Below are 12365 nucleotides of genomic sequence, written 5' to 3'. Positions count from 1 at the left end.
CGATGCCTCTCAGCAAGGCACTCAACGCGGGCCTCCGCAAGGCCATGGAAGACGACTCGAAGGTCCTGCTCATGGGGGAGGACATCGGCAAGCTCGGAGGTGTCTTCCGCGTCACCGAGCACCTGCAGCGCGACTTCGGTGACAAGCGCGTGCTCGACACCCCTCTCGCCGAGTCGGGGATCGTCGGCACGGCGATCGGACTCGCGATGGCAGGGTTCCGTCCGGTGATCGAGATCCAGTTCGACGGGTTCGTGTTCCCGGCGTTCGACCAGATCACGACGCAGCTCGCCAAGCTCACCAACCGCCACGAGGGCAAGCTCAGCCTGCCGATCGTGATCCGCATCCCGTACGGCGGGCACATCGGCGCCGTCGAGCACCACCAGGAGAGCCCCGAGGCGTACTTCGCGCACACTCCCGGCCTTCGCGTGGTCTCGCCGTCGACGCCGAACGACGCCTACTGGATGATCCAGGAGGCCATCGCGTCGAACGACCCGGTGATCTTCATGGAGCCGAAGAGTCGCTACTGGCAGAAGGGCGAGGTCGAGCTCGACGGCTCGGCGGCCCCACTGCACTCGTCCCGCGTCGTGCGCACGGGCTCAGACGTCACGCTCGTCGGACACGGCGCCATGGTCACGACGCTGCTGCAGGCGGCCGCGCTCGCCGAGGCCGAGGGCACCAGCTGCGAGGTCGTCGACGTGCGTTCGCTGTCTCCCGTCGACTACGAGCCGATCCTGAACTCGGTGCGAAAGACCGGACGCATGGTCTACGCGCAGGAGGCGCAGGGGTTCACGAGCATCGGCAGCGAGGTGGCCGCGACCGTCATGGAGCGCGCCTTCTATGCGCTCGAAGCCCCCGTGCTGCGGGTCTCGGGCTACGACACCCCCTTCCCGCCCGCGAAGCTCGAGGGCACCTACCTCCCGGATGCCGACCGCATCCTCGAGGCCGTCGACCGTTCCCTGGCCTACTGACCTCGCCGTTCCGAAAGGACCGAAATGAGCACCCAGAACTTCAACCTCCCCGATGTGGGCGAGGGCCTGACCGAGGCCGAGATCGTGGCGTGGAAGGTCGCGCCCGGTGACACCGTCGCCATCAACGACGTGATCTGCGAGATCGAGACGGCCAAGTCGCTCGTCGAGCTGCCCTCGCCGCACGCGGGCGTCGTCGGTGAGCTGCTCGCGGCCGAGGGCGCGACCGTCGAGGTCGGATCCCCGATCATCACGTTCGTGACGGAAGCCGCCGCGGGCGCCGCCCCGGCGGTCGCGGTCGCACCCGCACCCGAGGAGGGCGGCGGCTCTGTGCTCGTCGGGTACGGAACGGGTGGTGGGGCGACGTCTCGCCGCAAGCGTCCGGCCGAGCGCCCGGTGCGCTCGTCGGTCGGCGTGATCGCCAAGCCCCCGATCCGCAAGCTCGCCCGCGACCTGGGCGTCGACCTCACGACCGTCGTGCCGACCGGCGCCGATGGGGAGGTCACCCGCGACGACGTCGTGACCCACGCACAGCAGGCCAGCGTGTTCCGCAACATCGAGACGCCCGAATGGGGTGCCGTGCGCGAGGAGACCGTTCCCGCGCCGCAGAGCGCCCCGTCGGGCCTCGCCCGGGGAGTGTCGGCTGCGCCAGCATCCGCCCCCGTGTCCGACGACCGCACCGAGTCGATCCCGGTCAAGGGCGTGCGCAAGGCCACGTCGTCGGCGATGGTGCAGAGCGCCTACTCCGCCCCGCACGTCACCGTGTGGAAGGAGATCGACGCCAGCCGCACGATGGAGCTCGTCAAGCGGCTCAAGGCATCGCCCGACTATGCCGACATCCGTGTCTCGCCGCTGCTGATCATGGCTCGCGCCGTCATCTGGGCCGCCCGTCGCACGCCGATGGTGAACGCCGCCTGGATCGAGACCGAGGGCGGCGCCGAGATCGCGGTGCGCCACTACGTGAACCTCGGCATCGCCGCGGCCACGCCGCGCGGCCTGCTCGTGCCGAACATCAAGGACGCGCAGGACCTCAGCATGAAGGACCTCGCCCGCGCCCTCAACCGCCTCACCCTGACGGCCCGCGAGGGCAAGACGAGTCCCGCCGATCAGCAGGGCGGCACGATCACGATCACCAACATCGGGGTGTTCGGGATGGATGCCGGCACGCCGATCATCAACCCCGGCGAGGCGGGAATCGTGGCCATGGGCACGATCAGCCAGAAGCCGTGGGTCGTCGACGGCGAGGTGCGCCCCCGCTGGGTCACCACGGTCGCGGGTTCGTTCGACCACCGCGTGATCGACGGCGACGGCATGAGCCGATTCATCGCCGACGTGGCATCGGTTCTCGAGGAGCCCGCGCTGCTCGTGGAGTGACTATGAGACGTCCCTGAAGGTGCTTTTTCTTCAATCGAAGTTGGACCACTTTGACGAAGGTGATCCGGTTCGGCGTAGTTGATCCCGGTGTTTACGGGGATCGCAGGCTGGGAGGCTGTGAGATGGAACGTAAGGGACCTCGCGCGACACCAGCCATGCATTCTTCGAAGTGGCCGGATGGACCTTCAGCGGACCCTGCGGGTGAAGCTGCCCGCCGGTTTGCGCTCAGGCTTCGTGAAGCTATCGGGGAGCGGTCGGTCCGTTCGGTCGCCCGAGATGCTGGCCTCAACGAGGGCACGATCCGCAAGATCCTGTCGGGTCAGTCGTGGGCTGACTTCCATACGATCTGGACTCTGGAGTCGGCGCTTGGCACGGAGCTTTACACCCGCTGAGTGAGCCGTTCGACGCGGCGTCGGTCCCGTAGACCGGTGGCCCGACTAACTGAGATTCGTGGTTCGACGTTGACGGTAGTCTGCTTGCCGCGGATTGTCTGCTTGACATCGCGGACCTCGTGGGCCACCGCATCAATGTACTTTCCGATGCGGAGCAATGGGTCCGCCACCGCGAGGGAGCGTCGCCACGGTTCGACATCGAGGGGAAAAGCCTCCTGGAACACACGCCCTTCTGAGTCTGTGTAGGCGACCTCGACCGTCCATGCTGGTGCCGGCTCGTCTGAGACGCCGAAGATGCTCTCGTCGTCGAGGTAGTACTTCAGTGGGCGACTGGACGTGAGGGAACGAAGAACAGAAGTGCCGTCCGTCATTCGATTCAGGTCTGCCAGGCTCTTTCGCCAGGCTTCGTTATCAGGCTCCGACGTGGGGCTGAACGGGCGGTCGGCGGTCATAGTGATGTTGTGCGCCGGCGTGCGGCCGTCGTTGCGGATCACGACGAGGACCGAGGTGCCAGTCGTCCCTCCGTTCCTTCCGACCGAAGAGCGAAACTCGTAATCCACGACCACGTACGGGCGCGTGAGCGCGATGTTCGACTCGGCCATCGTGTCGTTTGACGCGGCGAGAAGCCGATTCGATGCGATGAGCTGGCGGAGTTGGCTGCCGGCGATGAGGAGCGCGACGATGGCTGCGAGGGCTGCGATTACGGTGCCGATGCCCTGTACGGCGGCCCAGAAGACTGCTTCGGTCATACCCCTGTTGTACAGGTGAGTGCCGACATCGCAGACCGCGGGAGATGTCGGTGCCCGGTTGCACTCTCGAGCATGTTCGGCCGGAGGAAGGATTCGCCGGCTTGGGTACCAGCAAACGACTCGCACCGCTCTACGACGCGTGCGGCAGCTGCAGGACGAGTACCTCCAGTGGTTGTACGAGGAGATCGAGCATGAGGACCGCTCTCCGACTCTCGATGAATATCTCGCAACCTCGCCGTCGTTCTACGGGCTCCCGTATACGGATAGGGAGCTCCTCAAAGCGGGGTCGCGGCTCCGAGACGCCGGTTTCATCACAGGCCCGGAAACCGACAAGTGCGACGCGACCCTGCGACCCGCGTTGACGGATAAGGGCAGGCGCACCATCGAGTTGAAGCATTCCGTTCATGATGAAGCACCCAGTGCTCCCTCCATCCACAATTATGTTGGGACGAACGCGAACGTCAACTTCGGCAACAACGTCACCCAGAACATGACGGTGAGCGCCCCGTGGACGGACGAGGCGCGGGCGTTTCTCGACGCGGTCGCACAGGCCGCGCCGACGCTGTCAGAGGACCTGCGGGCAGACATCGAACTGCACGTGGAGGACGCACGTCAAGGCATCGCCGAACAGCAGCCGTCGAAGGTGAAGGCGGCCATCGAAGGCATCCAGAGCTTTCTGAGCGCGGCCACGTCCGGCGCACTCGGGAGCATCCTAGCTGCCCAGGTCCCCGCTCTGCTTTCGCTCCTTGGCTAGGTGTTCGAGATGAACCGGAGGCACAGTCCAGCGCGAACCTCGCTCTGAGGCGCGGGCGAGTCGTCAAGGTCTGCTCATGAAGGGACATCAATCTATGTACCTGCGCGTTTTGAACGTCGGCGATGGAGCATGCAGCGTCTACGTTGCCAAGGCAGGTGGAACACTTCGTCGTCGATTGCGGTGCGACGTCGAGCGGTCGCGGCGTTCCCAATGCGAGTATCCTGTCCGAAGCCTTGCGGCACTCGTCTCGTGGCTTCCAAACAGTCCTGATCTCGCACTTCGACGCCGATCACTGGGCAGGCATCAGGGCCTACCCCGACCAGTGGATCGAACCTTCGGCACCTCAGCCCCCACACCCGACGCACGCGCAACGGCAACCGGCAACCGGGTTCGGGGCACCCGGGATCGATCCCTGGGAGCCGGAGCCCCGACCTGGGGATATCGCCTGAATCGCCCGCGAAGTCCATGTCTCGCCCGGCGTCGCCGCGCATCAACTCCGCCGACGTCAGAAGCTCGAGTGCTGGCAGTACGTCAGCGCTCACGCCAACCTCGCCGAGTAGACCGCGACGGTGCTCCCTGTGACCCCGCCGTGCCGAGCCATCAGACCCCGCGACGAGGTCTTAGGACTCCTTTAGCAACACGTCCTGAGTCGCGTTGCTAAAGCGTGTCGGGCTGTTGGAGCGCTGCATCGATTACTAGGTCCGGGTGCGTCCACAGGAGCGCGCCGCCAGCCTCGCTAAGCACCGTTCGACGAGCGTGCGGGATTCGCGCGGCGAGCAGCAGGCCGTGATCGGGTGAATGCACCCGATCACGGGCACCGAAAAGTACGGTGACAGGAACCGTGATCTCATCTAGATCAACTGGCCAGGGTGCGGTCGCCATCATGGTATCGGCGACGTAGCCGCCGTGTCCTGCAAAGCCCTCCGCGAGAGCGGCTCGATAGAGAGCGTCGAAATCGCGTGCGGTGTAGACGGCGCGGTCCTCCACATCGGAACCGTCCAGGACCATGGTCCGCATGGCATCCGGAGTGAAAGAGCCCAACAGATCCCGCGCGACGTCCGGTGCGCTCTGTACGAGATCGGGCAGAGCGCGTGCGGCCTCGGGGAGTAGCGCGCGCACGGATGGATGCGCGACTTCGTCTGCGGGTGAGGCGAGAACAAGGGTCTGCGCCCAGCCTTGAGCGGCCGCTGCCAAGCCGAACAACGCGCCCTGCGAGTTCGCGATGATGGGAACCGTCGGGGTGGCAACGCCAAGGACCGCAGCGACGAAGGCGCGATAATCCGCTGCCGTTGATGCCGGAGTGCGTGCCGGGTCAGGATCGGAACTGCCCATGCCCGGACGATCCATTGTGATTAGCCGAATCCCGCGGGTATCGAGAAGGTCGTCACCAAAGATCATCGACTTACCGCTTCCGGCCCCGGCAATGAACAAGATCGGTGTCCCATCCTCCGGACCATGGATGAGGCCAGTCAACGACCGGCCAGACGGGCGACTCACAGAATGAAGAGAGGGCATCATCTGATTCTAGAGCGGACCATATCCCCGCGTCATTTGGGAAGCGCCTGAGAGTGGTGTGAGATGCAACATCCGCGTGACGCATGCCGTGTTCGAGTCACGCATCTCTACAAAGGTAGTCATCACCTTGGCAGGTGGTGGAACCTACCAAACCTCAAGGATCCTGGCGAGGCGGTGCGTAATGTGCCGCAGAGTAGGAGGCGAGGGCACGGCAACTCAACAGAGAACGGCGGGGTGCGTAGGGTGAGCGCTGCGGCGGACCGCCGAGAGCACGCGCTCCACGGGGTGCGGTGCTGCGGCACGCGCGCGGGTTGCACAAGGGTGAGGCTCCTGGTGTGGGGCCGTCGGGACCGACCGGGCCGTTGGGCTCGGGCGCGGGCCGCTCAGTCAGGATCCGGAGATCTCGCCGAGGCCGCTGGCCGCGATCTGCTTCTCTTCCTTCGCTAGCCGGCGCTCGACCGTCGAGATGTCTTCCGCGGCGGGGAGGTTCTTCGGCTGGATTCCGCGTTCACCCAGCATGTTCCGTAGGCTCTTGCCGTTTTGCACGTGCTCGTCGGTGATAGGGCGCTCGCCCTGTACGTCGTTCGTCTCGACGTTGAGTTTCGTCATCTCGTTGAGGGGCGACTTCGCGGCGATGGAGAGTGTCGGCAAATATTCCGCGAGCGGCGAAGGTCACCGGAATCGCTGCCATGGTCTATCGCTCTCGTCGCATGCGGCAGGCTCAGCGCGACTCGCGCCCGCCGTGGGTTGAACGTATCAGGCGCCAGTGGGGCGGCATTGCGCTCCGCACTCGACCAACATGCGGGATCGGTGGATCAGAGCGCATGAAGTATGTAGCATATTACCGAGGAAAGGCCCTGTGATCCACATGCCATTTGAGAACTCACAGCCAGCGGTGATGCCGCGGCGTTTTCTGCGCGACCACATCTACCGCGAACTCCGCAATGCCATCATCTCCGGGCAGTTGGTTCCCGGCGAGAAGCTGCGTGTGGATGAGATCGTTGAGCAGTTCGGCGGGTCACGGTTCCCGGCGCGTGACGCTCTGTCGCGACTGGCAGCGGACGGTCTGGTCATCGTCCGGCCGCAGAGCGGCTCTGTTGTCGCCCCGCTGGACGTGCGGGAATGTGACCGCTCGCTCACGGTGCTGCAGGCGCTGTTCGCTGCCGTCGTCCGCGGTGCCGTGCCGTTGCTCGATGAGGGGGATCGTCACGCCCTGAGCACGTTTCGAGTGTCCGCGTTCCGGGACGACGCGGACCCGGTCGTCGCGGAGGAGGCAGCCGCCGACTTGTTCGACGTGTTCTTCCATCGTTTCGGCAATGATGTGATGACCGCAGCGCGCGATGAACTGCTGCCCGTGGTGATCCGCACGTATCGGGCCCTCTCAAGCGAGCTCGCCGACGAGGTGAGTGCGCTGCGGGCCGTGCTGCGCCAGCTCATTGACAGGGCCAACGCCGGCGACAGTGATGGTGCCGCTCAGGCTATGTCCGACTACTTCGAGGGTCTGCGTGATGCGATGACGAATGCCAGTTCGACTGCACTGGAGGCGTCTATGACTCACCAGTTCGAGGAGGAGCGCTCTTGATTCGTGCATCGCGGGCGACCTCGGAACGAACACTGCTGCGCGACCAGGTGTACCAGCGCCTGTTCGACGCGATTGTGGACGGCTCTCTGGCGCCCGGAGAGCATCTCAAGGACGAGGATCTCATCACCCGATTCGAGGTGTCGCGCGCGCCGCTGCGCGAGGCCCTGCAGCAGCTGCGCGATATCGGCTTCGTGGAGATGGTCCCAAACCGGTACACACGGGTGGCCCCTGTGGATCTCGGGCGAGTGAGCAAGACCATAAACCTGATGCTCGTCTACTACGAACTCGCCGTGACAGTCGCCGTGCCGGATCTCACGGAAACGGACCTGGCGGACCTGGATGCGATCTTCGAGGAACTTTCCATCGCGATAGACGTAGGCGACGTAGGGACGTTCAGCGACGTTCTCTACGAGTACTTCTACCGCTTCGCTACAGCCTCGGGCAATGATGTGCTGCAACGCAGCATGACTCGGCTCACCCCGCACCTCGAACGGTCCATGACCCCTCGAGAAGGTCTGATCTCGATGTCTGAGATCAGGGGTTTCGTCGAACGGGTCCACCGCGCCGCGCAACGCGGTGACGCGACGGCAGCCGCGGAAGCTGTCCGCGACATGGGCGAGGTCTCTCGGCGCACGTTCTTGGAAAAAGTGCGCCCCAACGATCTGCTCGCCTGAGTCTGTCGGCTCGAGGAGGGTTCGCTGAGCGAGCTCGCGGTCAGGAGACGTAGAGTCTGAAGAGCACCGTGGTGAGTGGTCCTGGTAGTCGCCGAAAGGTCCCCGCACCTCAAAGCCCAGTTTCGTGCACAGAGAGCGTGCGGGGGTGAAGCACTCCTCGACGCCGGTCTCCACATAGATGTCTGTGACTCTACGCTCGCGACACGTTCCGACAATAGTGCGAAGGATTGAGCTGGCAACACCCTCCGCGCGCCTGCTTGAGCGTCCGCATCGACATCACCTCCACGCTCGTCTCTGTGAGCTGTGCGACGGCGCCGGTGCCCAGGAGAGTCAAGGCGGTGCTGTCCGACCGGGGCTACGGTGACCCGAACTGGATCTACGCTCCCTCGCTGTGGGTCAAGATCTCCTAAGCGGGGACCTGCTGGCCGTGTGGCAGTAGCCAAGAGGGCCTCGCCGAGTCGGCGAGGCCCTCATGGCTTTCTCAGGGGTGTGACGCAGGGTCCAGGCAGCTCAGCGGCACCCAGCCCTCGCTCCCGTCGCCCCCGCGGCACCAGGCCCACCCGTGGTGGTCGTTCCATTCGTCCATCTCGACCATCGCGCCCGCGTGCACCGCGAGTTCTCGCGTGTCGAAAGGGATGAGCACCGTGGCGGTGGGTCTCTCGGAGCTCAGATGAGCGTGAGGCACCCAGCCCACGCCGCCCTCCGCAAGGACAAACACATACTTCGGCCAGACGCGGTCATGGTCTCCGACGTAGACGCTGTCACCGACATCGAGGCGGATCGATGGGTGATGCGGGGGAATGTGCATGCTGTTCGCGATGAATTTGGCCACACCTATAACTTATAGGTAGCATGTCACTTATGTCTGGGGGCGCTTACTGGGAGCAGCGTTCCCGCAATGTGGTGGGCGAATCGCCCCCCCCTGACGCTCCCCGCTTGTCAGGGAGTCGCAGTATGCACCTGTATGAAGTTGACGCGTTCACCGAGCGTGGATGGTGGATCGTCGATGTCCCGGACGTGAAAGCGCGCACGCGCGCATCGACGCTGTCGGACGTGGACAGGGTAGGGCGGGCGCTGCTCGCATCCACGATGAACGTGGATCCTCACTCATTTCGACTCGACATTCGCATCCTCCGTGCAACGCCGCACGGAGTCGCGCGCACGCGCTGGCGACCCCAACCCCCCGCGCTCGGCCGCGCAGGTGCATCGCCGCGCAGCGGTGTGCAGAGCCACACCGTCACGATGAATCAGGAGGACACGTGGAGATTGTGATCAATGCGGGGGCGGTGGCCGCTGCTGTCGCTGTCGCCATGCTGATTGGGGCGATCTGGTATTCCCCGCGCGTCTTCGGGCGCTACTGGATGAGTGTGTCGGGAGTGGATCCTGACGATACTCACTCCGCCGTCGCGTTGACGGTGGTCTTTGCAGCCGTCACGGCGACGGGGCTCGCGGCGACGACCTATATCGTCTGGAAAGGGTTCGGTGGGTCGTTTCTGGCGGTCTCGGTCGGGGTCGCAACGGTCGCGTGGGCTGCGTTCACCGCCTCGCGGATGATGACTCATTATCTGTTCGAGAACCGGGCGCCGGGCATGGTGGCGCTCAACGTCGCCAATGAGCTCGTCACGTTGCTGGGGATGTCCCTTGTCATCGGCGCGTGGGTGCCGGCGGGGATCTGAGCGCCTCGCGCGCTGGGCGATTTCATGAACACCCCGCATCTCACCACCAATACCTGGCCTGGCACCGAGGCGCCGGGGTCGGCAGGTGGTCCGAGCTCAGCGAGCGACAGCCTGCGTGAGTCCGGTGAGGGGGAGCCTGTGGATCTCTTCGAGGGCGAGTTCGGCGAGGACGTTGTCGCTGGTGGTGATCCCTTCCTGGAATCTCTCCCACCCGTCAGCGAGGAGAGCCCAGTCAGGCGTGCGGTCAGGGAGAGATGCACGGTATCCGAAGACCACGGGCATCAGTGTGGTGTGCGCGATGTTCACGAGGACGCGATTCGAACAGTTCTGCAGCAGCACCTCGTACACCTCGAGCGTCGCGTTGAGGTGGGCGATGGCGTCCACGCGTGACACGGCATCGCGGGCGGCTGCGGCGTGACGGAGAAGTGCATGGCGACCGTCGCTCGTCAGCTCTGGGACCGAGATGCGCACGACCCCGCCCATAATCGCCCCGAACGCTTGAAGACCCTGATCGACATCAGCGACATCGGGGCTGGCGACGCGGGTGGAACTCTGCGCGTGGATGACGACGAGACCTTCGTACTGGAGCCGCTTGAGGGCATCGCGAATGGGGGTGCGCGACACGCCGAGCCATTCTTGGAGGGCCGCATCGTCCAGGATCTCGCCAGGCGTGAACGTTCCGTCGAGGATCGCGTCTCGGATGTGGTCGTGGACCTCGTCGCTGAGGAGGCGTCGACGGACTTCTGGCTTGGAACCTGCGGCGATGGGCATCGGTGGCCTCCGAAAGCGGGGTGGGGGCAGTGAGTACCGTGCAAGGGCACACTACGTGTGATGCTAATATACCAGAACGCCTGCTTGTCGAAGGGAATGGCATGCACAACACTGCGCCCTTCGGTGTCATCCGTCGCCCCCAGACGTTGCGCGAGATCTGTGTGGAGCGCATCGAGGGCGCTATCGTCACGGGCGCGTTCGCTCCGGGGGATCGCCTCAACGACCGGAACCTTCAGGAGTGGCTGGGGGTCTCACGAACCCCGATACGGGAAGCGATGCTGGAGCTCGAGCGTCGAGGTCTCATTGAATCCAAACGGTCGTCGTACACCCGAGTGGCGATGCCTGACCCGTCCCATACGCTGCCTCTGACGCAAGCGTTGGCGGCCGCGCTGGGCGGTGCGGTGCGCGTGACGCTCCCGGTGATGCGGGAAGCAGAACTCGCCGGGGTGACAGCTCAGCTCGGCGATGTCCGCGACGCTGTAGCTCAGCGCTGTGCAGACACCTACCGACGTTCGCGGGATGACCTCATCACGGTCCTCATGAGAGCATGCCCCAACAGGTTTCTGATTGACGCCGTCAAATATGCCCATAGCCGACTCCGATTTCAGGAAGTCCTGAGCCACGCCGAGTCTGCGGCCGACTGGGGCCGCCTCCTGCGCGGATATCAGTCTCTGGAGCGCGCTGTTCATGAGCATGACGCGGTGTCGGCCGAGCTGGCGATTGAGCTGGCGTTCGCGCTGGACTCTGCCTGAGGCGGCAAGAGCGAAGTGATGCACGCGCAGGGCTGTGCTCGCCGCGACATCATGCCGCCGCCGCGGTGTCAGCACTCGCTGGGCCCGGTTGTGGTGCGGGCCGATCTGCGCTGATCAACATAGTGGCGGGTCGAGCGGTGTCCTTCCTGACTCTTTTAGCATGTAACATGTCAACGCTCACCCATTTACTACGGGAGCCTTCGGGTGGGCGGGGTCGTCAACGAGCAATCGATGATCTCGAAGCGGCGGAACTTTCGGGAGTTCCGCCGCTTTTCCGCTGTCTGGGGGAGGGGGTTGGCGCACGAGGTCGGCTTTTGCTCACTGATGTTTTAGAGCCTTAGCAACCTAGAGTTGCAGACTAGAAGGTGACATGTTAGTGTGGGTGTTGCCCGAGACGCAGAGCTGAAGCATCTGCTCGGGACAACCTCCCGCCCAGTGGGCGCTAAACGCAAAAGGACTCATCATGGCTCAGACCATCAATCGCAAGCGCGCCGTCATCGCCGGTGCGGCAGCCCTCCTGATCGCCGGCGTCAGCGTCGGTGGCGCACTCGTCACGACCAACTCGACGATCTTCGACAATGTCTTCGAGACCGAGGCCGTCCCGGCGAACCCGGGCGAGCTGCTCGTTGACGGCCCCGCCCTCAGCCACTCGTACACGGGTGCTGTCGACGGTGAGCTCGCGTCCGAGTACTACACGCTGACCAACACCAGCGCCACGCAGGACCTGAAGTTCAACCTCAACACCCGCGTGCAGCCGGGTGGATCGATGGCGGACGAGCTCGCAAGCGAGCTGTCGACCCGCATCGGCGTCGCTGGTGTCACCACCGCGACCGGCACCCTGAAGGACATGAACATCGCCGGTGGCGACCAGATCACCGTTCCCGCAGGCAGCTCCATCGTCCTGCGCCTGGACGTCTTCGTCGAGGACAAGGACGCGTTCATCGCCGCCGGACTCGGTGACGACTCGCAGGTGACCGTCGACTTCCTGTTCGACTCCATCTTCCTGCCGTAATCCCCACGTCGGTAGGACGGCAATCACTCCCCGATTGCCTGGCTGCATCATTCGAGCTCTGCGCTCGAAGCAGCAGGGTCCAGGGCGGCTCACCAGTGAGCTGCCCTGGATCCCCCCCACTCATCTCATCGGCTCGACCCGAATCGGAC

14 protein-coding genes are annotated in these 12365 nt (G+C 64.7%); 9 read left to right on the top strand and 5 right to left on the bottom strand.

Going from position 1 to position 12365, the window contains the following annotated elements; all coding sequences use genetic code 11:
* Positions 1–2: 2 nt before the first annotated feature.
* A complete protein-coding gene (locus JOF42_RS02055; RefSeq protein WP_210096335.1) occupies positions 3–968 on the top strand; it encodes an alpha-ketoacid dehydrogenase subunit beta in 966 nt (321 codons plus the stop codon).
* 24 nt (positions 969–992) lie between these two features.
* The gene (locus JOF42_RS02050) at positions 993–2339 is read left to right on the top strand and encodes a dihydrolipoamide acetyltransferase family protein (RefSeq protein WP_210096334.1); all 1347 of its coding nucleotides are present in this window, start codon (positions 993–995) and stop codon (positions 2337–2339) included.
* A 379-nt stretch (positions 2340–2718) separates the two neighbouring features.
* Here the strand turns inward: JOF42_RS02050 and JOF42_RS02045 are convergent, their stop codons facing one another.
* A complete protein-coding gene (locus tag JOF42_RS02045) occupies positions 2719–3480 on the bottom strand; it encodes a DUF8453 domain-containing protein (RefSeq protein ID WP_210096333.1) in 762 nt (253 codons plus the stop codon).
* A gap of 139 nt (positions 3481–3619) precedes the next feature.
* On the opposite strand from JOF42_RS02045, the gene JOF42_RS02040 reads away from it, so the two are divergent.
* Complete coding sequence (locus JOF42_RS02040; protein WP_210096332.1) at positions 3620–4234, top strand: hypothetical protein; 615 nt, start codon at positions 3620–3622, stop codon at positions 4232–4234.
* Positions 4235–4891: 657 nt separating this feature from the next.
* Here JOF42_RS02040 and JOF42_RS02035 read toward each other — a convergent pair.
* The gene (locus tag JOF42_RS02035) at positions 4892–5749 is read right to left on the bottom strand and encodes an alpha/beta fold hydrolase (protein WP_210096331.1); all 858 of its coding nucleotides are present in this window, start codon (positions 5747–5749) and stop codon (positions 4892–4894) included.
* 387 nt (positions 5750–6136) lie between these two features.
* Positions 6137–6358, bottom strand: coding sequence for a hypothetical protein (locus JOF42_RS02030; protein WP_210096330.1), 222 nt, complete (start codon positions 6356–6358; stop codon positions 6137–6139).
* A 259-nt stretch (positions 6359–6617) separates the two neighbouring features.
* Here JOF42_RS02030 and JOF42_RS02025 point away from each other — a divergent pair, with 259 nt between their 5' ends.
* Together JOF42_RS02025 and JOF42_RS02020 are read left to right on the top strand one after the other, a co-directional pair.
* On the top strand, positions 6618–7331 hold the full coding sequence (locus JOF42_RS02025) for a GntR family transcriptional regulator (RefSeq protein WP_245340902.1): 714 nt from the start codon (positions 6618–6620) through the stop codon (positions 7329–7331).
* On the top strand, positions 7328–8005 hold the full coding sequence (locus JOF42_RS02020) for a GntR family transcriptional regulator (RefSeq protein ID WP_210096328.1): 678 nt from the start codon (positions 7328–7330) through the stop codon (positions 8003–8005). Before JOF42_RS02025 ends, JOF42_RS02020 begins: the two co-directional genes overlap by 4 nt.
* 481 nt (positions 8006–8486) lie before the next feature.
* On the opposite strand, the gene JOF42_RS02015 is transcribed toward JOF42_RS02020, so the two are convergent.
* Positions 8487–8837, bottom strand: a complete 351-nt coding sequence (locus JOF42_RS02015) for an SH3 domain-containing protein (RefSeq protein ID WP_210096327.1) — start codon at positions 8835–8837, stop codon at positions 8487–8489.
* A gap of 122 nt (positions 8838–8959) precedes the next feature.
* Here JOF42_RS02015 and JOF42_RS02010 point away from each other — a divergent pair, with 122 nt between their 5' ends.
* Both JOF42_RS02010 and JOF42_RS02005 read left to right on the top strand, forming a co-directional pair.
* Complete coding sequence (locus JOF42_RS02010; protein WP_210096326.1) at positions 8960–9277, top strand: hypothetical protein; 318 nt, start codon at positions 8960–8962, stop codon at positions 9275–9277.
* Positions 9265–9681 (top strand): DUF1761 domain-containing protein, encoded by a 417-nt coding sequence (locus JOF42_RS02005; protein ID WP_210096325.1) that lies wholly within the window; start codon positions 9265–9267, stop codon positions 9679–9681. The genes JOF42_RS02010 and JOF42_RS02005 overlap by 13 nt, the downstream gene beginning before the upstream one ends.
* Positions 9682–9777: 96 nt before the next feature.
* Here JOF42_RS02005 and JOF42_RS02000 read toward each other — a convergent pair whose 3' ends face one another.
* Positions 9778–10452 (bottom strand): GntR family transcriptional regulator, encoded by a 675-nt coding sequence (locus tag JOF42_RS02000; protein WP_210096324.1) that lies wholly within the window; start codon positions 10450–10452, stop codon positions 9778–9780.
* A gap of 101 nt (positions 10453–10553) precedes the next feature.
* On the opposite strand from JOF42_RS02000, the gene JOF42_RS01995 reads away from it, so the two are divergent.
* Together JOF42_RS01995 and JOF42_RS01990 are read left to right on the top strand one after the other, a co-directional pair.
* Positions 10554–11204, top strand: a complete 651-nt coding sequence (locus JOF42_RS01995; RefSeq protein WP_210096323.1) for a GntR family transcriptional regulator — start codon at positions 10554–10556, stop codon at positions 11202–11204.
* A gap of 463 nt (positions 11205–11667) precedes the next feature.
* Complete coding sequence (locus tag JOF42_RS01990; RefSeq protein WP_210096322.1) at positions 11668–12216, top strand: hypothetical protein; 549 nt, start codon at positions 11668–11670, stop codon at positions 12214–12216.
* The last annotated feature ends 149 nt before the right edge of the window (positions 12217–12365 follow it).

This window comes from Microbacterium phyllosphaerae (genome assembly GCF_017876435.1).
Classification (GTDB): Bacteria; Actinomycetota; Actinomycetes; order Actinomycetales; family Microbacteriaceae; genus Microbacterium; species Microbacterium phyllosphaerae.
Note: the sequence above shows the minus strand (reverse complement) of the source record. Positions and strands in the feature narration are given on the sequence as shown.